Origin of the sequence: Ciceribacter sp. RN22, from assembly GCF_024054295.1 — a bacterium.
GTDB classification, from domain to species: Bacteria; Pseudomonadota; Alphaproteobacteria; order Rhizobiales; family Rhizobiaceae; genus Allorhizobium; species Allorhizobium lividum.
The window spans coordinates 761,746-782,550 of record NZ_JAMXLD010000001.1 but is presented as its reverse complement, the minus strand read 5'-3'; the positions used below and the strand labels follow the sequence as shown (position 1 = coordinate 782,550).

Annotated in this window: 22 protein-coding genes; 11 read left to right on the top strand and 11 right to left on the bottom strand. The window is 64.3% G+C overall.

Annotated elements, in window-relative coordinates; genetic code table 11:
• Window positions 1-10: 10 nt before the first annotated feature.
• Window positions 11-3,025 carry an isoleucine--tRNA ligase gene (gene ileS, locus NHF53_RS03840; RefSeq protein WP_252833173.1) on the bottom strand — a complete coding sequence of 1,005 codons (3,015 nt, stop codon included), beginning with the start codon at window positions 3,023-3,025 and terminating at the stop codon, window positions 11-13.
• Between ileS and NHF53_RS03835 the strand changes: the two genes are divergently transcribed.
• Entirely contained in the window at window positions 3,024-3,284 is a 261-nt protein-coding gene (locus tag NHF53_RS03835) for a hypothetical protein (RefSeq protein ID WP_252833172.1), read from the top strand. The two genes, ileS and NHF53_RS03835, sit on opposite strands and share 2 nt — an antisense overlap.
• Here the strand turns inward: NHF53_RS03835 and NHF53_RS03830 are convergent.
• The 4 genes from NHF53_RS03830 to NHF53_RS03815 all read right to left on the bottom strand — a co-directional run bounded on the left by NHF53_RS03830 (window position 3,259) and on the right by NHF53_RS03815 (window position 6,133).
• On the bottom strand, window positions 3,259-3,702 hold the full coding sequence (locus tag NHF53_RS03830; protein ID WP_252833171.1) for a YeeE/YedE family protein: 444 nt from the start codon (window positions 3,700-3,702) through the stop codon (window positions 3,259-3,261). The genes NHF53_RS03835 and NHF53_RS03830 overlap by 26 nt on opposite strands.
• An 11-nt stretch (window positions 3,703-3,713) precedes the next feature.
• The gene (locus tag NHF53_RS03825) at window positions 3,714-4,130 is read right to left on the bottom strand and encodes a YeeE/YedE family protein (RefSeq protein WP_114362637.1); all 417 of its coding nucleotides are present in this window, start codon (window positions 4,128-4,130) and stop codon (window positions 3,714-3,716) included.
• Between the two features lie 143 nt (window positions 4,131-4,273).
• Entirely contained in the window at window positions 4,274-5,254 is a 981-nt protein-coding gene (locus NHF53_RS03820) for a bifunctional riboflavin kinase/FAD synthetase (protein ID WP_252833170.1), read from the bottom strand.
• 27 nt (window positions 5,255-5,281) lie between these two features.
• A complete protein-coding gene (locus NHF53_RS03815) occupies window positions 5,282-6,133 on the bottom strand; it encodes a TIGR01459 family HAD-type hydrolase (protein ID WP_252833169.1) in 852 nt (283 codons plus the stop codon).
• A gap of 257 nt (window positions 6,134-6,390) precedes the next feature.
• Between NHF53_RS03815 and NHF53_RS03810 the strand changes: the two genes are divergently transcribed.
• From NHF53_RS03810 to NHF53_RS03790, 5 genes are all read left to right on the top strand, one after another.
• A complete protein-coding gene (locus tag NHF53_RS03810) occupies window positions 6,391-6,732 on the top strand; it encodes a hypothetical protein (RefSeq protein ID WP_252833168.1) in 342 nt (113 codons plus the stop codon).
• 225 nt (window positions 6,733-6,957) lie between these two features.
• The gene (gene groES / locus NHF53_RS03805) at window positions 6,958-7,254 is read left to right on the top strand and encodes a co-chaperone GroES (protein ID WP_114362633.1); all 297 of its coding nucleotides are present in this window, start codon (window positions 6,958-6,960) and stop codon (window positions 7,252-7,254) included.
• A 67-nt stretch (window positions 7,255-7,321) separates the two neighbouring features.
• The gene (groL, locus tag NHF53_RS03800) at window positions 7,322-8,962 is read left to right on the top strand and encodes a chaperonin GroEL (RefSeq protein ID WP_252833167.1); all 1,641 of its coding nucleotides are present in this window, start codon (window positions 7,322-7,324) and stop codon (window positions 8,960-8,962) included.
• 626 nt (window positions 8,963-9,588) lie between these two features.
• Window positions 9,589-10,032, top strand: coding sequence for a hypothetical protein (locus NHF53_RS03795; protein ID WP_252833166.1), 444 nt, complete (start codon window positions 9,589-9,591; stop codon window positions 10,030-10,032).
• Between the two features lie 159 nt (window positions 10,033-10,191).
• On the top strand, window positions 10,192-10,635 hold the full coding sequence (locus tag NHF53_RS03790; RefSeq protein ID WP_252833165.1) for a DoxX family protein: 444 nt from the start codon (window positions 10,192-10,194) through the stop codon (window positions 10,633-10,635).
• Window positions 10,636-10,698: 63 nt separating this feature from the next.
• On the opposite strand, the gene NHF53_RS03785 is transcribed toward NHF53_RS03790, so the two are convergent.
• The 4 genes from NHF53_RS03785 to hisS form a co-directional block, all read right to left on the bottom strand.
• Window positions 10,699-11,301: a class I SAM-dependent methyltransferase gene (locus NHF53_RS03785; protein ID WP_252833164.1), complete on the bottom strand. Its 603-nt coding sequence runs from the start codon at window positions 11,299-11,301 to the stop codon at window positions 10,699-10,701.
• A gap of 7 nt (window positions 11,302-11,308) precedes the next feature.
• Window positions 11,309-12,004 (bottom strand): ATP phosphoribosyltransferase, encoded by a 696-nt coding sequence (gene hisG / locus NHF53_RS03780; RefSeq protein ID WP_252833163.1) that lies wholly within the window; start codon window positions 12,002-12,004, stop codon window positions 11,309-11,311.
• Entirely contained in the window at window positions 12,001-13,122 is a 1,122-nt protein-coding gene (locus NHF53_RS03775) for an ATP phosphoribosyltransferase regulatory subunit (RefSeq protein WP_252833162.1), read from the bottom strand. The genes hisG and NHF53_RS03775 overlap by 4 nt, the downstream gene beginning before the upstream one ends.
• Before the next feature lie 198 nt (window positions 13,123-13,320).
• On the bottom strand, window positions 13,321-14,907 hold the full coding sequence (gene hisS / locus NHF53_RS03770; protein WP_252833161.1) for a histidine--tRNA ligase: 1,587 nt from the start codon (window positions 14,905-14,907) through the stop codon (window positions 13,321-13,323).
• 194 nt (window positions 14,908-15,101) lie between these two features.
• Here hisS and NHF53_RS03765 point away from each other — a divergent pair, with 194 nt between their 5' ends.
• Window positions 15,102-15,545, top strand: coding sequence for a GyrI-like domain-containing protein (locus NHF53_RS03765; protein WP_114362627.1), 444 nt, complete (start codon window positions 15,102-15,104; stop codon window positions 15,543-15,545).
• On the top strand, window positions 15,545-16,300 hold the full coding sequence (locus tag NHF53_RS03760) for a hypothetical protein (protein WP_252833160.1): 756 nt from the start codon (window positions 15,545-15,547) through the stop codon (window positions 16,298-16,300). Before NHF53_RS03765 ends, NHF53_RS03760 begins: the two co-directional genes overlap by 1 nt.
• Window positions 16,301-16,321: 21 nt before the next feature.
• On the opposite strand, the gene NHF53_RS03755 is transcribed toward NHF53_RS03760, so the two are convergent.
• A complete protein-coding gene (locus tag NHF53_RS03755; protein ID WP_252833159.1) occupies window positions 16,322-17,227 on the bottom strand; it encodes a LysR family transcriptional regulator in 906 nt (301 codons plus the stop codon).
• 110 nt (window positions 17,228-17,337) lie between these two features.
• Here NHF53_RS03755 and NHF53_RS03750 point away from each other — a divergent pair, with 110 nt between their 5' ends.
• On the top strand, window positions 17,338-18,348 hold the full coding sequence (locus NHF53_RS03750; RefSeq protein ID WP_252834902.1) for a YeiH family protein: 1,011 nt from the start codon (window positions 17,338-17,340) through the stop codon (window positions 18,346-18,348).
• Window positions 18,349-18,443: 95 nt separating this feature from the next.
• Window positions 18,444-19,148, top strand: a complete 705-nt coding sequence (locus tag NHF53_RS03745) for an HAD family hydrolase (RefSeq protein ID WP_252833158.1) — start codon at window positions 18,444-18,446, stop codon at window positions 19,146-19,148.
• A 4-nt stretch (window positions 19,149-19,152) separates the two neighbouring features.
• On the opposite strand, the gene NHF53_RS03740 is transcribed toward NHF53_RS03745, so the two are convergent.
• Complete coding sequence (locus NHF53_RS03740) at window positions 19,153-19,785, bottom strand: DNA-3-methyladenine glycosylase I (RefSeq protein ID WP_252833157.1); 633 nt, start codon at window positions 19,783-19,785, stop codon at window positions 19,153-19,155.
• Window positions 19,786-20,002: 217 nt separating this feature from the next.
• Between NHF53_RS03740 and NHF53_RS03735 the strand changes: the two genes are divergently transcribed.
• Window positions 20,003-20,749, top strand: a complete 747-nt coding sequence (locus NHF53_RS03735; RefSeq protein ID WP_114362621.1) for a L,D-transpeptidase — start codon at window positions 20,003-20,005, stop codon at window positions 20,747-20,749.
• The last annotated feature ends 56 nt before the right edge of the window (window positions 20,750-20,805 follow it).

The window sequence follows — 20,805 nt, the reverse complement described above, 5'->3', positions numbered from 1 at the left end:
TAACTTTTGCTTAACGAAGCGCGGCGAGCTCCCGTAGCGCCGCGGCGTCGCGGGCCGAAACCTCCGGATAGTCCGGATCGGAACCGACATCCTTTGTGATGCGCCAGGAACGGGCGCACTTGCGGCCCTCGGCGAGCTTCGGTTCGACCGAAACCTTGCCGACCTCCGGCAAGCGGAAGGCGTCCGCCGGTCCTTCGTCGGCAACGACCGTGATGTCGGAGGTGATGCAGATTTCGGCGAAGTCCTGACCCTTGAGCGCCTGGAAGAGCGCCGGGTCGCCGACATGGACGACCGGGGCGGCCTCGAGCGAGGAGCCGATGCGCTTGTCCTTGCGTTCGATTTCAAGCGCGCCGGTGACGACGGTGCGAACCTGCCGGATCTTGCCCCACTTCTCGTCGAGCGCCGGGTTCAGCCATTCGGCCGGAATTTCCGGGAACTGTTCGAGATGTACGGAATCTGCTGAGGGATTGCGCGACAGCCAGGCTTCCTCGGTGGTGAAGGGCAGCATCGGCGCCATCCACGTGACGAGGCAGTCGAAGAGCTTGCGGATGACCGCGAGCGATGCACGGCGGCGCAGCGAGGACGGCGCGTCGCAATAGAGCGCATCCTTGCGGACGTCGAAGTAGAAAGCCGAAAGCTCGATGTTGGAGAAGTCGATCAGCGAACGGGTGATCTTCTTGAAGTCGAAGGCGTCGTAGCCCTCGCGCACGACCTTGTCGAGCTCGGCGAGGCGATGCAGCATCAGCTTTTCCAGCTCCGGCATGTCGGCATAGGCAATCTCCTCGCCCTTGTCGTGGGCGAGCGTGCCGAGCATCCAGCGGAGGGTGTTCCTGAGCTTGCGATAGGCGTCGATGTTGGTCTGGATGATCGACTTGCCGAGACGCTGGTCTTCCCAGTAATCGGTGGTCATGACCCAGAGGCGCAGGATATCGGCGCCCGATTCCTTCATCACGTCCTGCGGGAAGACCTGGTTGCCGAGCGACTTCGACATCTTGCGGCCGTCTTCGGCCATGGTGAAGCCATGGGTGATGACGGCGTTGTAGGGCGCACGGCCGCGCGTGCCGCAGCTTTCGAGCAGGGACGAGTGGAACCAGCCGCGGTGCTGGTCGGAGCCTTCGAGGTAGACGTCGGCCGGCCATTTCAGATCCGGACGGTCCTCCAGCGTGAAGGCGTGGGTGCAACCCGAGTCGAACCAGACATCGAGGATGTCCATGACCTGGTTCCAGATGTCCGGATTGTGGGCGTTGCCGAGGAAGCGCTCCTTGGCGCCCGGCGCAAACCAGGCATCGGCGCCTTCCTTTTCGAAGGCCTCGAGGATGCGGGCGTTGACCTCGTCATCGACCAGCACGTTCCCGTCCTTGTCGGCGAAGACGCAGATCGGCACGCCCCAGGCGCGCTGGCGCGACAGCACCCAGTCGGGACGCTGTTCGATCATGCCGCGCAGGCGGTTCTGGCCCATGGCCGGCACGAAGCGGGTCTCGTCGATGGCTTTGAGCGCACGCGAACGCAGCGTCGAACCGTCGCCGAGGTCCCTGTCCATGTAGACGAACCACTGCGGCGTGTTGCGGAAGATGACCGGCTTCTTGGAACGCCAGGAATGCGGATAGTCGTGCTTGATACGACCACGGGCAAAGAGATGGTTCGCGGCGATCAGCGCCTCGATGACGCGCTTGTTGGCGTCGCCCTTCTTGCCGTTGTCGTCCATGACGCGGGCAGCACCACCTTCTGCGGACGGACCGAAGCCCGGCGCTTCGTCGGTGTAATAGCCGTCGTCGCCGACCGTGAACGGGATCTTGGTCGAGATGCCGCGGGCTTCCAGCGCGCGAACATTGTCCATCCAGGCGTCGAAGTCCTCGCGGCCGTGGGACGGCGCGGTGTGCACGAAGCCGGTACCGGCATCGTCGGTGACGTGGTCGCCGTCGAGGAGCGGAACCGGGAAGGTGTAGCCCAAGGCTTCGAGCGGATGCGCGCAGATGATCGTGGCGAGTTCATCCGAGAATACTTTTCGGATTGGTCTCAGTTCGATTTTCGCCTTGCTTGCGCAATCTCGGTGAAGAGTCTCGGCCAAAACCAGCTTTTCTCCTGGCTGTGGACCATAATCGTTGACTGCAGAAACAACCTCATAAAGTCCGTATTCAATGCGACTTGAAAATGAGATTGCCCTGTTTCCGGGGATTGTCCACGGAGTCGTCGTCCAGATTACAATCGATGCGCCATCAATCTTCGCAGCCGCTTCCGCGGCCGCTCGTTCGGAGGCGGCCAATTCAGAATTCATCTGCACGAAGTCAAAGTACTGGCTTATGCAAGCCTTCTCCCGTTCCCGGTCGACATGCTGCACCGGGAACTTGACCCAGATCGTGTCGCTCTCGACCTCGTGATACTCGACTTCCGCTTCCGCAAGCGCCGTACGCTCGACGACCGACCACATGACCGGCTTGGAGCCGCGGTAGAGCTGGCCGGAGGTGGCGAATTTCAGAAGCTCGCCGGCGATGCGGGCTTCGGCGTGGAAGTTCATCGTGGTGTAGGGATTGTCGAAGTCACCCTCGATGCCGAGCCGCTTGAACTCACCGGACTGCACGCCGATCCACTTTTCGGCATAGGCGCGGCATTCCTTGCGGAACTCGATCATCGCCGAAGGCTGCTTGAGATCCGGCTTTTCCTTGCCCTTGGCGCGGTAGTTCTCTTCCTCGATCTTCCATTCGATCGGCAGGCCGTGGCAGTCCCAGCCCGGAACGTAGTTGGCGTCGTAGCCGCGCATCTGGAAGGAGCGGGTGATGACGTCCTTCAGGATCTTGTTGAGCGCGTGGCCGATATGGATGTTGCCGTTGGCATAGGGCGGGCCGTCGTGGAGGACGAACTTCTCGCGGCCGGCGGCGGAGGCGCGGAGCCGTTTGTAGAGACCCATTTCCTGCCAGCGTGCCACCATCTCCGGCTCCTTCTGCGGCAGGCCTGCGCGCATCGGGAATTCGGTCTGGGGGAGGTAGAGGGTCGAGGAATAGTCTTGCTTTTCTGCGGTATCGGTCATGATCTTGCCATCGAGAGATGCGCCGGCGAAGGGCGGCGCCAAGTTCCTGGAAAAGGCGGAAACGAAAAAGGCGCTTTTGCAAGCGCCGAAAACCCGGACCCTCCGGCAGCTTTCAAAGCGCGCGGAAGGCCGGGCCAATAATTCGAAGGGACATGGTCAGCCGTACCCTGTTCATGGGGCGCTGTTTAAGCGTTTTTGCCGAGAAAAGGAAGAGGCCCGCCGCGGCAAATGCTTCACGCCGGCCGTTCGGCGAGCGTGAAGACCTTCATGTCGAGGAGACGGCGCGCAATCAGCATGCCGGTGACCATCGCGGCAAGGAAAATGTAGGCTTCCCGATGGCCGAGGCCGAGCACCGGAATGGAGCCGCCGGGGCAGAAGCCGGCGATCCCCCAGCCGATACCGAAGAGGACGGAGCCGCCGATCAACCGCCCGTCGATGCGGCCGCGGACCGGGATATGGAAGCGCGCGTCGAAGACCGGCTTCTTGCGCAGGCGCTGCAGGAGCGCATAGCCGGGAGCGGTGACGAGGAGAGCCCCCGCCATGACGAAGGCGAGGCTCGGGTCCCAGGTGCCGGCGATGTCGAAGAAGTTCATGACCTTGGACGGGTCGGCCATGCCGGACAGCACGATGCCGAGGCCGAAGACGGCGCCGATGAGGAGTGCAGCGAGATATTTCATGGCGGCGGCCCTCAGAACACGTGGCGAAGCAGGAAGACGGTGACGAATGCGGCGGCCATGAAGCTCGCCGTCGCGGCGATCGAGCGCGGCGACAGCCTGGCCAGCCCGCAGACGCCGTGCCCGGAGGTGCAGCCGGAGCCGAAGGTGACGCCGAGGCCCGTCACCACACCGCCGACGACGAGGGCCGCAAGCGAGAGCGGCGCCGAGAAGCTCACCGTGTGACCGGACGCCTGGAGGAGCGCCGGTGCGCCGATCGCACCGGCAAGGAAGGCAGCCCTCCAGCCCCAGTCGGCGGCAAGCGGCGGGAAGACGCCGATGACGATCGCCGACATGCCGGCGATCCGCCCCCAGAACGCCATCAGCAGCACGGCGGCAAGCCCGATCAGCAGGCCGCCGGCAAAGGAGAGAAAGGGGGTGAATTCAGTCATACAATCGATCCTGGCAGGCTGGCGGCGAGAATGGCCGGACTCTATCGGTCGCGGCAGGCGTGATATAGAAATTTCCTTATATTTCCGTCGCCCACTCGGAAACGCTTTTGCGGCTCCCGGGCAAAACGCAGAAAACAACAGGCTCAGAATGCGATCTTGCGGTCGAGCGCGCTGATCGGCTGGACGCCGGCGAGCAGCGCCCGCGCCTCCTCCTCGTCGCGGCGGATCTGCGCGACCAGCGGTTCGAGGCCCGCGAACTTCAGTTCGTCGCGCAAGCGCCCGAAGAAGGAGACGGCGCAGACTTCGCCATAGAGATCGGCGGAGAAATCGAAGACGAAGGTTTCGAGCAACGGCGCGCCGTCCTCGGTGACGGTCGGACGGAAGCCGAAGCTCGCCACGCCGTCGTGCAGCGAGCCGTCGGCGCGGCGCAGACGGACGGCATAGATGCCGGGCTTCAGCTCGGTTTCCGGCGGGAGCGCCATGTTGGCGGTCGGATAGCCGAGCGTGCGGCCGAGCTTCTGGCCACCGATCACCTCGGCCTCGACGGTATAGCGATAGCCGAGAAGCGCCGCCGCCTCGGTAACATCACCCTCGCCGAGAAGCGCGCGGATGCGGCTCGAAGAGACGACCTCGGCACTCTCGTCGCGAAAGGCATCGATCAGGGTGACGCCGAAACCGTTCGTTCGCCCCGCCTCCATCAGGAAGGCCGGGCCGCCTTCCCTGCCTTTGCCGAAGTGGAAATCGAAGCCGGTCACGACCTCGCTCGCGCCGAGCCAGCCGATCAGGACCGCGTGCACGAAATCGTCGGCGGATCGCTGGGAAAACTCGCGGTCGAAGGGATATTCGATGACCGAGTGGAAGCCCATGGCTTCGAGGATACGGGCGCGCAGCGGCGCGGGCGTCAGCCGGAAGACCGGTTTCTCCGGGTTGAACACGGTGCGCGGATGCGGCTCGAACGTCAGCACCAGCGCCGGCACGTGGCGGCTCTTCGCCAGGTCGAGCGCGCGACTCAGGACGCTCTGGTGGCCGCGATGCACGCCGTCGAAATTGCCGATGGCGATGACGCCGCCCTTCAGCTTCTCCGGCAGGGGCTTCTTCTTCTCGTTGCGGTGAAAGACGGTCATGCGTTGTCCCTGCGAACTACCCTCGCGTCAGGCGAGCCTCTGCATCCACCACTTCGGCGCCACCCGCTCGCGGGCGAGATAGGCCTTCAGAATCGCCTCGTCGGTGCGGCCGTTGACGGTGTATTCGCCGGCATGGATACCGCCGCTCACATAGAGAAGATCGAGCCCGGCATCGAGTGCGCCGCGCACGTCGGTCGGCAGGCCGTCGCCGATCGCCAGCACACGCGAGACCGGGAAGTCGGCACCGCGCTGCTCGCGGGCGGCGGCAAGGGCGGCCTCGTAGATCGGCCGGTGCGGCTTGCCGGCAATCCGCGTCGTGCCACCGAGCTGTTCGTAATAAGCGGCGACCGCGCCGGCGCACGGGATCATCCGTGCCCCCCGCTCGACGATCAGGTCCGGATTGGCGCAGATGAGCGGGACCCCACGGGCGGAGAAGGCGGTGAGCATGTCGTGATAGTCTTCCGGCACCTCCGTCTCGTCGTCGAAGAAGCCGGTGCAGACGATGGCTTCCGCGACGTCCTGTGCGACCGCCTCGACATGCAGGCCGTCGAGGAGCGAGAGATCGCGGTCCGGTCCGAGAAAGAAGACCTTCGATGGTCCCTCGGCGATCAGCTTGCGGGTCACGTCGCCGGACGTCACGATCCGGTCATAGGCGGTGTCGGCGACGCCGATGGTCTTCAACTGGCTGATGACGCCGGGCGACGGACGCGGGGAATTGGTGATCAGCACGACGGACAAGCCCTTGCCGCGCGCTTCGGTCAGCGCCTCCGAGGCCGAGGAAAAGGCGTCGACGCCGTTGTGCAGCACGCCCCAGACGTCGCAGAGGATCACGTCGTAACGGTCGCAAACGTCGTTCAAGCTGGAAATGTGTTCGGGCATTCCTCGGTCCTGTCATGGAAAACGGTCCCGGCTGACATCGCAAAGGAGAGCCTGCAAGGCAAGGGGATTTGCAGCCGTTTGCGGAAATATGCCCGAGGGGACCGCTGTTCAAGCCGGCTCGGGCGACTTGAGTTCCCCCGTTACTCCGGCAACGACGGGTACACCCCGGAAAAATCTCGCGACCCTATTGACCTCAACATTGGTTGAGGTCCGATCCTCCCACCGTTGTCAGCAAAACAATATTCAGGATTCCGAAAATGAACGTCATGACCCTCACCAAGAGCCGCACCTCCATCTTCCGCGTCGACCGTATGACGTGCCCTGCGGATCATCGCCTCGCACTCGAGGATCGCCTGGCCATCATCCACGGCTATTTCGACACGTTGCCCGGCTGCCTCTACAACAAGGTCGCCATTGCCGATGGCGGCGAGGCCGTGCACATCGTCACCGTCGTCGAGTGGGAAAGCCAGAAGGCGCTCAACGATGCCAAGGCGAAGGTTGCCGATTTCTACGCCGCGATCGGCTTCGATCCGAAGGCCTTCATGGCTGAGCGCGGCATCGTCGCCGAGTTCGGCACCTATGCCGGCCTCGCAATCTGAGGCCGACATCGCGAAGCCGGGCCTACCCGCCCGGCTTACCCGCCCCTATTAACTGGTTCCGAAAGTATTTTCTCAGGCCAAGCCGCATTTTTCGACGCGGTTCTTGACTCCCCTCCGCGCGCTCCCTAAATCGATCGCGCTAGCACTCATCAAAGGCGAGTGCTAATCATTTCGATGCGGGACGGCTCTCGTCCCGTAGATGTCATTTGATCGAGGGATTAGACAATGGCAAACACCAAATTCCGTCCGCTTCATGATCGCGTCGTCGTTCGCCGCGTGGAATCCGAAGAAAAGACCAAGGGCGGGATCATCATTCCCGACACCGCCAAGGAAAAGCCCGCTGAAGGCGAAGTTGTCGCCGTCGGTCCCGGCGCCCGCGACGAACACGGCAAGGTCGTTGCGCTCGACGTCAAGGTCGGCGACCGCGTCCTGTTCGGCAAGTGGTCCGGCACCGAAGTCAAGCTCGATGGCGTCGACCTCCTCATCATGAAGGAAGCCGACATCATGGGCGTCATCGGCTGATCCAGCCGGTCACCTCTTCCCCAAAATTACCAATTCACCAGTGGGCTGACGCCCGGGAGTTTTGAAAATGGCAGCTAAAGAAATCAAATTCGGCCGTACTGCGCGCGAAAAGATGCTGCGCGGCGTCGACATCCTCGCCGATGCAGTGAAGGTCACCCTCGGTCCGAAGGGCCGCAACGTCATCATCGACAAGTCCTTCGGCGCTCCGCGCATCACCAAGGACGGCGTTTCGGTCGCCAAGGAAATCGAACTGGAAGACAAGTTCGAGAACATGGGCGCCCAGATGGTCCGCGAAGTCGCTTCGAAGACCAACGACATCGCCGGTGACGGCACCACCACGGCAACCGTTCTCGCCCAGGCCATCGTTCGCGAAGGCGCCAAGGCCGTTGCCGCCGGCATGAACCCGATGGACCTGAAGCGCGGTATCGACCTCGCCGTCGCCGAAGTCGTCAAGGATCTCCAGGCCAAGGCCAAGAAGATCAACACGTCCGAAGAAGTCGCCCAGGTCGGCACCATTTCCGCCAACGGCGAGCGCCAGATCGGTCTCGACATTGCCGAAGCAATGCAGAAGGTCGGCAATGAAGGCGTGATCACGGTCGAAGAAGCCAAGACCGCCGAAACCGAACTCGAAGTCGTCGAAGGCATGCAGTTCGACCGCGGCTACCTGTCGCCCTACTTCGTCACCAACCCGGAAAAGATGATCGCCGACCTCGAAGACGCTTACATTCTCCTGCACGAGAAGAAGCTCTCGAACCTCCAGGCCATGCTGCCGGTTCTGGAAGCCGTCGTCCAGACCGGCAAGCCGCTCGTCATCATCGCTGAAGACGTCGAAGGCGAAGCTCTCGCCACCCTCGTCGTCAACAAGCTGCGTGGCGGCCTGAAGATCGCCGCCGTCAAGGCTCCGGGCTTCGGCGATCGCCGCAAGGCCATGCTGGAAGACATCGCGATCCTCACCGGCGGTACGGTCATCTCCGAAGACCTCGGCATCAAGCTCGAGAACGTCACCCTCGAGATGCTCGGCCGCGCCAAGAAGGTTTCGATCTCCAAGGAAAACACCACGATCGTCGACGGCGCCGGCGCAAAGTCCGACATTGAAGGCCGCGTCGGCCAGATCAAGGCCCAGATCGAGGAAACCACCTCCGACTACGACCGCGAGAAGCTGCAGGAACGCCTTGCCAAGCTCGCCGGCGGTGTTGCCGTGATCCGCGTCGGCGGCTCGACGGAAGTCGAAGTGAAGGAAAAGAAGGACCGCATCGACGACGCGCTCAACGCGACGCGCGCTGCCGTTCAGGAAGGCATCGTGCCCGGCGGTGGCGTGGCTCTGCTGCGTTCGTCGGCGAAGATCACGGTCAAGGGTGTCAACCAGGACCAGGAAGCCGGCATCAACATCGTTCGTCGCGCTCTGCAGGCTCCGGCCCGCCAGATCGCCGAGAATGCTGGTGACGAAGCCTCCATCGTGGTCGGCAAGATCCTTGAAAAGGACAACGACAACTACGGCTACAACGCCCAGACCGGCGAATATGGCGACATGATCTCCATGGGTATCGTCGACCCGGTCAAGGTCGTTCGCACCGCTCTCCAGGACGCAGCCTCGGTTGCCGGCCTGCTGGTCACCACGGAAGCCATGATCGCCGAACTGCCGAAGAAGGACGCTCCGGCCGGCATGCCGGGCGGCATGGGCGGTATGGGCGGCATGGACATGATGTGATCGGCGTAGCCGATCGCGATCAGCGAACATGACCTAAGCCGATCCGCATTGACGGATAAGGAAAGGGCGGGCCGCAAGGTCCGCCCTTTTTCGTTGCACGAATCACCGACGCAGGGGACCTCACTGTTCCCTCGCCCGAGCAGCGGGACTGCGGTGCCACGCTCCGCCTTCGACCGGTTTCGCGCGAAGAAGTGCGCAACCGCCCGAGATGACTTTCGCCGCCTTCGATGTTTCCCGCAAAAAAGTCGCAAAAGAACTTCCTCGTGTCGAAAATTTCAATTGCGGGCATTCTGCAAACTTTATATCGCTTCCTGAGAACTGTCCCATGACGGGACAGTTTTGCCGCATCCCTACTTCAACTTTACTATTCCGCCCCGGACAGACGGTCTGGAGACTTTGCACTACCCGGAGTAGGTACGCGGCTCCCGCTTCGACATTGCCTGTCATTAAGAAAGAGATAATATACACCACGGATTCGCCGGAAGCGTTAGTTCCGGACGTCTTCGTTCTGGTGCCATGGAAGGGCGCGGCGACCTGCCGGTCCCGACCGACGCGTAGCTTAAACCACACTGACCGAAACGGAACCCGGACGGCCCTGGCCATCGGCTTCGACTTTGGGGAATGCCTTGTTTAAGATTGCCAGAACTACCCTCGCCGCGCATCCCATGCAGCACCTGCCGACGGACGACGACGATGCCGACGGCTTATCGCGGTTCACCGTTTCGGAATCCTGGACCGGCGATCTCGCCAACGGAATCATCCGTCTCGGAGAATGTGCGACCCTCCTGCACGGTCTCGACGGCCCTGAATGCGGCCTTCTCAACATGACCCGCTGCTACGATCCTCATGACCGGGCGCTCGTGCTCGATCTCTTCGAGCAGGCGGCGACCGCCTCCTCGACCTTCTGCTATTCCACCACGATCGTCTCCGGGCGGGAGTATCGGCAGCCGGTCTTCTGTATTGCCGAGACGACGGGGCTCGATGGCGGGGCAGCCGGCAGCATCTGCGGCGTCTTCATGTTCCCGCGGTTTAGGCTGAGGCCGACGCTCGAGGCCAGCATCTACGCCTGAGGACGGGAGACACCGGCCGGCCCCGACGGCTGTCGTTCCCTATTCTTGAACGAATAGTCAAGAATTGTGCATCTATCCGCAACAGTGGTCGCGTGGGAAAAGGTTTGCGAAATCGTCATTGACCGCCTGCATGCAGGCACACGCAAACAGGAGCCTTTCATGTCGAACGCCAACAACCTGGCCATCCTTCTCGGCCGCGTCCTCTTGTCCTTCATCTTCATCTATTCCGGCTTCGGCAAGCTTGCTGACCCGAGCGCCACCGCCGGCATGATCGCCGGCGCCGGCCTGCCCGCCGCCAGCGCACTCGCCTACCTCGCCGGTTTCTTCGAATTCGTCGCCGGCCTTGCCGTCCTCGTCGGCTACCAGACCCGGATCGCCGGCTGGCTGCTCGCCGCCTTCTGCGTCTTCACCGGCGTCGTCTTCCACGGCTCGGCGATCAACGTTCCGGACTTCCCGGCTGCAGCCAACGGCTGGCTGACCGTGCTGAACCAGATCATGATGATGAAGAACATCACGCTCGCCGGCGCCTATATCGTGCTCGCCACCTTCGGCCCCGGCGCCTACTCGCTCGACGCCCGCCGCGGCGCCTACGCGATCGCCTGATACGTTAAGAACCCCTGCCCTAATGAAAGAACCCGCCGGAGCGATCCGGCGGGTTCTTTGCATTCAGAGGCCCTGTCGCGCCAGCCAGATCGTCGCGCCACCGCAGTCCGGATCTTCCGCCATGTGATCGATGACGGCGAACCCGTTCGCGCCGAGAAGCCGGCGGTATTCCTCGGGCGCGAGGCTGGCATGGTAGAGCGGCTCGCCCTCGAAGGTGCCGACGGATATGCCCTCGCGCGGACCGGAGGTGAACATCAGCATCGCGCCTTCGTCCGCATGTTGGGCAAAGATCGGAAACATGTCGCGCTGCTCGTCAGGCGTCAGATGAAAGAAGCTGTGCCAGGCGAGAAGTGCATCGAACACCCGCCCGAGCCCCAGACGGCGCATATCGGCGACGTGCCATTCTCCCACCGGAAAGCGCGCCCGGCAGAGACCGATCAGCGTCGGCGAACTGTCGACACCCGTGACGAGGAGGCCGCGAGAGACAAGATCGGCCGCCATCGGCTCGCCGGAACCGCAGCCAATGTCGAGCACCGAAGCACCGGCCGCCAATTCTCCGGCGAAACGGTCGAGCCAGCGCTTTTCAAACAGATGTTTCGAGCGGAGCGCATCGAAGGCGCGGGCGTGGCGCTCATAGAGACTGATCACCCGCTCCGCGTCGCTCATCGCCACTTCACAGGACCGCGCGGACGGCGGCGACGATCTCGGCGATCCGGGCATCCCCTTCGTGCACGGGCTTTCTCGCCCTGACGAGGCAGGCCTCGGATTTGAGGATCACGCCGTCCGAGAGAATCTTCAGGTGGTTGGCCTTGAGTGTCGAACCGGTCGTGGTGATATCGACGATGATATCCGCCTGGCCGGCCGCGGGAGCCCCCTCCGTCGCGCCGAGGCTTTCAACGATCCGGTAGAGCTGGATGCCGTGCTGGCTCGAGAAGAACTGCTGCGTCAGCCGCCAGTATTTCGTTGCGATCGTGAGCCGCCGCCCATGGCGGGTGCGGAAATCGGCGGCGACATCGCCGAGGTCGGCCATGCTGTCGACATCGAGCCAGATCTCGGGCACGGCGACCACGACATCGGCATGACCGAAGCCGAGGCGGGCGCAGATCTCGACGCGCTTGTCGGCCTCCGCCAGACCCTCGCGGATCAGGTCCTCGCCGGTGATGCCGAAATCGACGGTGCCGTTGCCGATCTCGCGGGAAATCTCCGAGGCCGAGAGGAAGGCGATCTCGACGTCGTCCCAGCCTTCGACACGGCCGCGATAGGAACGGTCGTTGCCGACGGCGACAATCTTCATGCCGGCCTTTTCGAAGATCGCCGAGGCGTCGTCCTTCATCCGGCCCTTGGAGGGGAGTGCGATCGTGATGGTCATTGGGAGGCCCTCGCTGCCTCGATCCGGTCAAGCCACAGCGAGAAACCGACAGCCGGAATGGGTTCCTTTGCGCCGAGAAGGGTCAGCAGCCGATCGAAGCGACCGCCGCCGGCAAGAACGGCCGGCGAACCCTCGGCGGAAATCTCGAAGACGAGGCCGGTATAATAGTCGAGCGGACGCCCGAACGCGGCACGATAGGTGATCTTCGTCAGGTCGAGCCCGGCCTCCGCAAGCGAGGCGACCCGCTCGTCGAAGCGCGACAGCGCCGGCCCGAGCGACAAGCCGGCCGCATCGGCGAAACCGGCGAGCGCGCCGGAGGCTTCCGAAAGCGGCAGTTCGAGCGACAGGAACTCACGCAAGAGCAGCAGCGCCGCGCCATCAAGGCGTGTCTCGGCGAGCGCCAGCTTCTCCTTCAGCCGCGCGGCGATCTCGACCGGCGAGCGGCTGGCATTGGTGGAATAGCCGGTCGCCTGCATGGTGGCGTCGATGTGGGCGATCAGCGCGGCCTCGTCGCCGGCCGCAAGGAGGTTCGCGACGACCGGATCGAGACCCTGCACATGGTTGGGGCTCGCAAGCTTGCGCAGCAGCTGTTCGATCTGCTCGCTGTTGCCGAAGGCGTGGATCAGCCGCTTCTGCCAGCCGGCGGGCAGGCCGAGCGCCTCGACGACCGCCTCGAACACCGCCTGGTCACCGAGCACGACCGAAAGGTGCCGCTGCGGCAGGAGGCGGGCGAGCACGCCCCAGGCATCGCCGATCGCGCGGGCATCGGCACGCGCCGTGGCGGTGTCGCCGAGGTCCTCGATGCCGGCCTGGTAGAACTCGCTGCCGCCCTCGCGACGCTGGCGGAAGACCTCGCCGAGATAGGCGTAGCGCTTCGGCGTTCCGGTCGCCGTCTCGATGTGGCGGAGACAGACGGGAATGGTGAATTCCGGCCTGAGGCACAGGCTGTCGCCGCGCTCGTTCTCAGTCAGGAAGATGCGCCGGCGGAGATCCTCGCCGGCCATGTCGAGGAAAGGTTCGGCCGGCTGGATCACGGGCGTGTCGACCCGCGCCGTGCCACGATCGGCGAACTCGGCGAGGATATCGGCGGCGAAGCCGGGCATATTGATCAGGGGCATGGGCTGGCTCCTGCAGTAGAGGAAAAAGACCCCCTCTGGGCTACCGCCCATCTCCCCCACAAGGGGGGAGAGGACTCGGGGAAGATGCCTGCTCCCCCAGCCTGGCTCAGCGGGGAGGTTATCCCCGAGGCCAACGGCACGCGCTGACCTGCCCCCTCCTCCTTGTGGGGAGGGTTGGGGAGGGGATAACCGCAGAGCTTAAACATCGACCTGCTTCGCCCGCCGGCGGTCCTCCGCCTGGGCGTCGAGGATTTCCCGAACCTTGGCGACGAGGTCGGCTTCCGGCACGACCTCCTGCGCCACGCGGGCCTCGCGCCACTCGGCGTTGTCGGTGATCTCGCCGGAGAGGCGTTTGCCTTCGATCAGGTCCTTGATCTGCACGACGCCCTGAGCGCGCTCGTCGCCGCCCTGGATGATGGCGATGGGGGCACCGCGGCGGTCGGCGTATTTCAGCTGGTTGCCGAATTTCTTCCAGTTGCCCTGGTACATTTCGGCGCGGATGCCGGCATTGCGAAGATCCTGCGTGAACTGCTGATAGCGGCCCATGCTCTCGACGTCGCCGTCCATGACGGTGACGAGGACCGGCGCGACCACCTCGTCGGCGCCGAGCTTGCCGAGGTTCTTCAAGGCCGTCATCAGGCGCGACACGCCGATGGAAAAGCCGGTCGCCGGCACCGGCTGGCCCATGAAGCGCGAGACGAGGCCGTCGTAACGCCCGCCGCCGCCGACCGAGCCGAAGACGACCTTCTCGCCCTTCTCGTTGGTGACGTCGAAGGTGAGCTCGGCTTCGTAGACCGGGCCGGTGTAGTATTCGAGACCGCGGACGACGGAGGGGTCGATTTGGATACGCGTGCGATCGTACCCCGCTGCGTCCGTCATAGAGGCGATGGTACGCAGCTCGCCAATACCCTCCAAGAACAAGGGATTATCAGCCGGGAAAGAGGCTACGAAGCCGTCCAATACTGCCAAATTGGAGGAAATCGTGTTCGTCTCCAAACGGACGCCGCCATCAACTGGTGTGTATTGAATAGTCTTCCATTGAAGAAACTGAATGATGTTCTCGATCTGAGTGTGAGCCAGTCCCGCGCCTTTTGTGAAGTCGCCGGACTCGTCCTTGCGGCCTTCGCCCAGCAACAGCCGCACGCCTTCCAGCCCGAACTTGTCGAGTTTATCCATTGCTCGCAGGACCGTGAGGCGCTGCCCAGTCGTGTCATCGCCGATCAGACCGGAGGCCTCCAGCACCCCATCCAGAACCTTGCGGTTGTTCACCCGGATCACGTAGTCGCCGCGCTTGATGCCGAGGGCTTCCAGCGTGTCGGCCATCATCATGCACATCTCGGCATCCGCCTGCACGCCCGGCGCGCCGACGGTGTCGGCGTCGAACTGCATGAACTGGCGGAAGCGGCCCGGACCCGGCTTTTCGTTGCGGAAGACGTAGCCGGCGCGATAGGTGCGGTAGGGAAGCTGGATTTCCTGGAAATTCTCCGCCACATGGCGGGCGAGCGGCGCCGTCAGGTCATAGCGCAGGCTCATCCACTGATCGTCGTCGTCCTGCAGCGAGAAGACACCCTCGTTCGGTCGGTCGGCATCGGGCAGGAACTTGCCGAGCGCATCGGTGTATTCGAAAAGCGGCGTCTCGACCGGATCGAAACCGTAGCGCTCGTACACCTCGCGGATCTTGCCCACCATCTCGTTGACGGCGCGGATGTCGGCGGCCTCGCGATCGACGAAGCCGCGCGGCAGGCGGGCCTTCAGCTTCTGCGGTTTCCTGGGCTTTTCATTCATGGCGGGCGTGTCCGGACATTGCGGGATTTGGGCTGCGGCCTGCTCTAACGGATTGGGGAAAAACCGGCAAGCGGAATGATCCGCGCACCCTCTCACGGCGCTTGACCGGCTTGAGGCGCGGCACTAGCTTCGCCCCGACTTGCACCTTGGCCTTGGCAGGCCATCGATCGCCCGCAACACCGCAGGAGGCCACCATGATCGAGCTTGTCGAATTACCGGAACTGGTTGTCGTCGGTATCGCCGTCGAAGGACGCTTCGAGGACCTTTCGCGGGTGGTGCCGGATGCCTGGACCCGCCTGTTCGAGGCTGAAACCGGGGCGACGGCCTTCCTGGAGGTCTCGACCGGCAGCGAAGACGGCGTCTACCGCGAACTCGTGGGCTTCATGGCCGCCACGGCGACGGAAGTGCCCGAAGGCATGACCCGGCTCGTGGTGCCGGCGCAACGCTATCTCCGGCTCGTCCACACCGGGCCGCTCGCCGAAATCTACAAGGGTTTTTCCATGCTCTATGCCCATGCCGACCGCAGGGGCTTGAGGACCACCGAGTTCAAGCTCGACTTCGGCTATGCCCCCGGCCTTCCGGACACGCCGCACGAGCTGCATGTGGCACTGGCGCCGGCCGCGCTTTCGCTCGCCTGATGCTTGCCGAAGCACTGAACTTCGCCGCGACCTATGCCCTCTCCGGCAGGCGGCGCGGAGGAGAGATCAACTCCTCGGTGCGGCTCTGGGCGCGGGCGCGGCGCTGCGCGCGCGACTGGGCACCGCACGAGGAGAACAGCCGGACCTTCACCCTCGACGCGATGCAAGACCTGCGGCAACGCCGAACCGCGGTGGTGCTCGGTTCCGGCCTGCTGCGCGACGTGCCGATCGACACGCTCGCCGCAAGCTTCGACACGGTCATCCTCGTAGACCTCGTGCATCTGGCGAGTGTCAGGCTTCGGCTGGCGCTCAAGGGCCGCCGCAACGTCCGTCTGATCGAGCGTGACCTTTCGGGATACGACCAGCTCGCCGCGGGCGAGGAACCGGAACCACTCTCCTTCCTGCGGCAGGTGCCCTATCTCGATTTCGTCGTCTCGGCGAACCTCCTGTCGCAGATCGGCCTCGGTGTGAAGCGGCGGCTCGCCGCCGAGCCCGCCGGGTCCATGCCCGAGGACGCCCTGCCGCGCCTCATCCGCGCCCATATCGACGGGCTCGCCGGCCTTCCCTGCCGGACCTGCCTCATCACGGACGTGAGCTTCTCGGTGATCGACCGCACGGGACATCTCCACGAAACCGCCGACCTCCTCCACGGCGTTTCCGCACCAGCGCCGAAGGCACACTGGCAATGGCCGGTCGCGCCGCTCGGCGAGGAAAGCCGGGACTATCGCATTGTCCACGAGGTGATCGCCGTCTGACGGAATGCCCGAGGGCTGGCGCTATTCCGAGACTGGGGACAGGGCGGCTTCGCGGGCGAGCCGTTCGAGCGCATCGGCCGCGCGGCTCGCGCGCCGCTCCTTGTGGCGAAGGACGGAGAAGGCGCGCGGCGGCAGCGCAAAATTCGCCGGCGCGAGTCGCACCGCATCGACAAAGCACCGTGCGGCAACGCCGGCGACGACGGTCGCACTGCCGCCGGCACGAACGGCCGAAAGCACCGCCTCGTTGGAGGGCAGTTCCAGCACCACCTTGAGGGATCTCGGATCGATGCCGCGCGCGGCGATCGCCGTTTCGAAGGCCGCGCGGGTGCCGGACCCCGCCTCGCGCATCACCCAGTCGGAGCCGTCCACGAGGTCCCGCGGCGCAAGCGGCCTGCCGTCCGCCCAGGGGTGGTCCGGCGCCGTGACGACGAGGATCTCATCGTCGATGAGGCGCGAGACCGAGAGCGCCGGCGCGTCGACCACGCCCTCGACGAAGCCGATATCGGCCCTTCCCTCCACAACCGAGGCCGTGACGGAGGTCGTGTTGCCGAGGGTGAACTTGAGGTCCACGCCGGGATGGGCCCGATGGAAGCGCATCAGCACCGGCGGCAGCCAGTAGCTCGCGACCGTCTGGCTCGCCTCGACCACGAGCGTGCCGCGCATCAGGCCGCCGAGTTCGGCAAGCGTCTGTTCGGCGGAGCGCACGCGGCGCAGCACCGCGCGGGCCTCTTCGAGGAACTGCCGGCCCTCTTCGGTGAGTTCGATCCGCCGGCCGACCCGGTGGAACAGGGCCACACGATAGAAGGCTTCTAGGTTGCGGATCGCGGCGCTGACGGCCGACGGCGTCAGCCTCAGGGCTTCCGCGGCGCGGGTCAGATGCTCGCGTTCGGCGACCGCGACGAAGATGGAGAGCTGCTCGAAGGTCATGGCTTCTTTCGTTCTGATTTTCCGAACGAAACATAAGAGACTATTCGATGGAAGTCGACGATTGCGCGGAGCAAGTTGCGGCCAGTCGTCCACGTTCCTACTCGGTCGCCATGCTCCCGCTTTCCGCACGTCCCCGTCTCCTGCCTGGCATTGCCCTTTCGGTTTTCGTTTCCGGCCTCGCCATTCTCCTCGAGCGCTTCGAAGTCGCGCTTTCCGGCGGGCACTGGATCGAGAGCCTGGTGCTCGCCATCCTCCTCGGGACGGCACTGCGTTCCTCTTTTCGTATCCCGTCCGCCTTCGACGCCGGGATCGCCTTCAGCGCCAAGGTCCTGCTCGAAGTGGCCGTGGTCCTGCTCGGCGCCTCGGTAAGCATCGCCGAGATCGGTGCGGCAGGCGTTCTGCTGGTCGCGGGGATCGCCGCCGTCGTGGTGCTCTCGCTTGCCATCAGCTACGGGATCGGACGGGCGCTCGGCCTCACCCCGAAGCTGGCGACGCTGGTCGCCTGCGGCAACTCGATCTGCGGCAATTCGGCAATTGCCGCCGCCGCACCGGTGATCGGCGCGGAGGCCGACGACGTGGCAGCCGCAATCGCCTTCACCGCAGTGCTTGGCGTTGCGGCCGTCCTCGCGATGCCGGCACTGCATGCCGCCGCACATCTCAGCGACCTGCAGTTCGGCATCTTTGCCGGCCTCACCGTCTACGCCGTGCCGCAGGTGCTGGCGGCAACCGCCTCGGCCGGCCTAATCAGCAGCCATGCCGGTACGGTGGTCAAGCTGATCCGCGTGCTGATGCTCGGCCCGGTACTGCTGGCGCTCGGAGCCGTTGGCAACAACGGTGCGGACGGCAAGGTATCGCTTCGGCACGTGGCGCCCTGGTTCATCGCCGGCTTCGCCGCAATGATGGCGCTACGCTCGACCGGAGCAATCCCGTCGGTTCTCCTCGGGCCGATCACAACCGCCTCCGGCCTGCTCACCACCGTTGCCATGGCCGGGCTGGGGCTGACCGTCGACGTGCGCTCCGTCACCCGCTCCGGCGGTCGGGTGGTCCTCGCCGCGATCGCCTCGCTTCTCGTGCTTTGCGCCATGAGCCTGACCCTGCTCACACTTCTCGCGATCAACTGATCGTGTCCGGGGGTCTCCCACGCGAAACCATTGCTTTGCCACAGGCGAGGGCTAAACTTCGGGGCCGATCGACACGATGCGGCGGACTACCGACAATGACCCTGCGCCCCCTTGCCACGATCGGCTTTGATGCCGACGACACGCTCTGGCAGAACGAGCAATACTACAGGCTGACGGAAGAGCATTTCACCGCTCTGCTCGCCGATTTCGCCGAGCCCGAGCACATCTCCGGGCGACTGCTGGAGGCGGAAAAGCGCAATCTCGCCTACTACGGTTTCGGCATCAAAGGCTTCACGCTTTCGATGATCGAAACGGCACTCGAAATCACCGACCGCTGCGTGCCTGCACGGGTGATCGACGATATCCTCCAGGTCGGACGCGAGTTGCTCAGCCATCCCGTCGAGACACTGCCGCATGCCCGCGACACGCTGGAGAGGCTCGCGGGCGACTATTACCTGATGCTCGTGAGCAAGGGCGATCTCTTCGACCAGGAACGCAAGCTTGCGCAGTCCGGTCTCGGCGAACTCTTCGACGCGGTGGAGATCGTCTCCGACAAGACTGCGACCACCTACCGCCGCGTCTTCTCCCGCAACGGCGACAGCGCGGAGCGGGCGATGATGGTCGGCAATTCGCTGAAGTCCGACGTGGTGCCGGCGATCGCCGCCGGCGCCTGGGGCGTCTTCGTGCCGCATGAACTCACCTGGGTGCTGGAGCAAGTGGAAAAGCCGGTCGAGGCGCCGCGTTTCCGCGAGATCGCCCATCTCGGCGAGTTGCCGGACCTGCTCGCAAGCCTGGAGTAGATCGTCAACGCGGGCGGGCGAAGGCCTCGCGCATCGTTTCGACCCTGTCGCGGCAGACGCAGCCTTCGATGTGGTCGTTGACCAGCCCCATGGCCTGCATGAAGGCATAGACGGTCGTCGGGCCGACGAAGGTCCAGCCGCGCTTGCGCAGATCCTTCGAGAGCCGCACCGAGGTCGGCGAGGTCGGGTTCGCCCTCAGCGTCGCGTAATCCACTCGCGACGGCCGCTCGTCAGCCCCCGGTTCGAAGCCCCAGAAATAGCGGGCGAGCGAGCCGAACTCCGCCTTGAGTTCGATCGCGCGGGCGGCATTGTTGATCGTCGAGGCGATCTTGCCGCGATGACGCACGATGCCCGCATCGGCGAGCAATCGTGCAATGTCCTCTTCCCCGAATTGCGCCACCCTCTCGAAATCGAAGCCCGCGAACGCGGCGCGGAAATTCTCGCGCTTGCGCAGAATGGTGAGCCAGGAGAGCCCTGACTGGAAGCCTTCCAGGCAGATCTTCTCGAAAAGGCGGCGGTCGTCAGAGACCGGATATCCCCATTCGTCGTCGTGATAGCGGCGGTAATCCTCCAGATTGCCGTGCCAGAAGCAGCGCACGAGCCCGTCGTCGCCGGTAATCAGTCCCGTTCCGTCCATCTCAGTGATTCTCCCTCACAACGCGGCGATGTTTACCATTTGTTCACCAGTTCTCAAAACCGGCTGCTAACCCTGACGAAAGGTTTATCGAGAAGACCGCATTTTCATGAACGGCGATTTACCAATTCTGCGCCGGCCGAGTGGCACCGTGCGGCAATCCGGGGCCGGAGGACGGCCCTTCTTCAGTTCTCGGTGTTAATTGTAGCGAGTCCGCCCGATGATCAAGAAAACGCTTCTCCTGGCAACGAGCCTCATCCTGCCCCTGGCGCCCGCGGCCGAGGCCAACGACCGTTACGGCAATCGTCCGCCGGTCGTCGTCAGTCCCGACCTCACCGCGCCGTGGGTGATGCAGCTCGGCGGCGCCGTCCGTCCGGTCGTCTATGCGCCGCGTCCTCAGCCGGTCGCCCCTGCTCCGCGCCGGCAGATCCGGCGAAGCTTCGACCAGCCGGCCGCAGTCGCCCCGCAGCCGGTCGCGGTGCGGCCGAACAATCCGGCGCCGAAGGAATTTAACCCGATCTACCTGCCGCAGATGGTCGACTACCAGACAGCCGAACCCGCCGGCACCATCGTCATCGACACCAACAACCGCTTCCTTTACCTCGTGCTCGGCGACGGCAAGGCACGCCGTTACGGCGTCGGCGTCGGCAAGCCGGGCTTCGAATGGGCCGGCAAGCACAAGGTCACCCGCAAGGCCGAGTGGCCGGCCTGGAACCCTCCGCAGGAAATGATCACGCGCGAGGCGGCGAAGGGTCACTTCATTCCGGCCCACATGGAAGGCGGTCCCGCCAATCCGCTCGGCGCGCGGGCCATGTATCTCGGTTCGACGCTGTACCGCATCCACGGCACCAACGCGCCATGGACGATCGGCAACGCCGTCTCCTCGGGCTGCATCCGCATGCGCAACGAGGACGTCGTCGATCTCTACGAACGCGTGAACGTCGGCACGACCGTCATCGTCATCTGACCATTTTTGGCCACTCAGACGAAGTTTATCGTAGTATCCCGTACCATTTCTGCTTT

Bases quoted from the DNA above. Each gene is read 5' to 3' on its own strand.
- NHF53_RS03775 (WP_252833162.1), bottom strand. From the start codon at position 13,122: ATGCCCCTGATCAATATGCCCGGCTTCGCCGCCGATATCCTCGCCGAG.
- hisS (WP_252833161.1), bottom strand. From the start codon at position 14,907: ATGAATGAAAAGCCCAGGAAACCGCAGAAGCTGAAGGCCCGCCTGCCG.
- NHF53_RS03765 (WP_114362627.1), top strand. From the start codon at position 15,102: ATGATCGAGCTTGTCGAATTACCGGAACTGGTTGTCGTCGGTATCGCC.
- groL (WP_252833167.1), top strand. From the start codon at position 7,322: ATGGCAGCTAAAGAAATCAAATTCGGCCGTACTGCGCGCGAAAAGATG.
- NHF53_RS03825 (WP_114362637.1), bottom strand. From the start codon at position 4,130: ATGACTGAATTCACCCCCTTTCTCTCCTTTGCCGGCGGCCTGCTGATC.
- NHF53_RS03830 (WP_252833171.1), bottom strand. From the start codon at position 3,702: ATGAAATATCTCGCTGCACTCCTCATCGGCGCCGTCTTCGGCCTCGGC.
- NHF53_RS03790 (WP_252833165.1), top strand. From the start codon at position 10,192: ATGTCGAACGCCAACAACCTGGCCATCCTTCTCGGCCGCGTCCTCTTG.
- NHF53_RS03835 (WP_252833172.1), top strand. From the start codon at position 3,024: ATGATCTTGCCATCGAGAGATGCGCCGGCGAAGGGCGGCGCCAAGTTC.
- ileS (WP_252833173.1), bottom strand. From the start codon at position 3,025: ATGACCGATACCGCAGAAAAGCAAGACTATTCCTCGACCCTCTACCTC.
- NHF53_RS03735 (WP_114362621.1), top strand. From the start codon at position 20,003: ATGATCAAGAAAACGCTTCTCCTGGCAACGAGCCTCATCCTGCCCCTG.
- NHF53_RS03820 (WP_252833170.1), bottom strand. From the start codon at position 5,254: ATGACCGTCTTTCACCGCAACGAGAAGAAGAAGCCCCTGCCGGAGAAG.
- NHF53_RS03815 (WP_252833169.1), bottom strand. From the start codon at position 6,133: ATGCCCGAACACATTTCCAGCTTGAACGACGTTTGCGACCGTTACGAC.
- NHF53_RS03760 (WP_252833160.1), top strand. From the start codon at position 15,545: ATGCTTGCCGAAGCACTGAACTTCGCCGCGACCTATGCCCTCTCCGGC.
- NHF53_RS03740 (WP_252833157.1), bottom strand. From the start codon at position 19,785: ATGGACGGAACGGGACTGATTACCGGCGACGACGGGCTCGTGCGCTGC.
- NHF53_RS03755 (WP_252833159.1), bottom strand. From the start codon at position 17,227: ATGACCTTCGAGCAGCTCTCCATCTTCGTCGCGGTCGCCGAACGCGAG.
- NHF53_RS03750 (WP_252834902.1), top strand. From the start codon at position 17,338: ATGCTCCCGCTTTCCGCACGTCCCCGTCTCCTGCCTGGCATTGCCCTT.
- NHF53_RS03810 (WP_252833168.1), top strand. From the start codon at position 6,391: ATGAACGTCATGACCCTCACCAAGAGCCGCACCTCCATCTTCCGCGTC.
- NHF53_RS03785 (WP_252833164.1), bottom strand. From the start codon at position 11,301: ATGAGCGACGCGGAGCGGGTGATCAGTCTCTATGAGCGCCACGCCCGC.
- NHF53_RS03745 (WP_252833158.1), top strand. From the start codon at position 18,444: ATGACCCTGCGCCCCCTTGCCACGATCGGCTTTGATGCCGACGACACG.
- groES (WP_114362633.1), top strand. From the start codon at position 6,958: ATGGCAAACACCAAATTCCGTCCGCTTCATGATCGCGTCGTCGTTCGC.
- hisG (WP_252833163.1), bottom strand. From the start codon at position 12,004: ATGACCATCACGATCGCACTCCCCTCCAAGGGCCGGATGAAGGACGAC.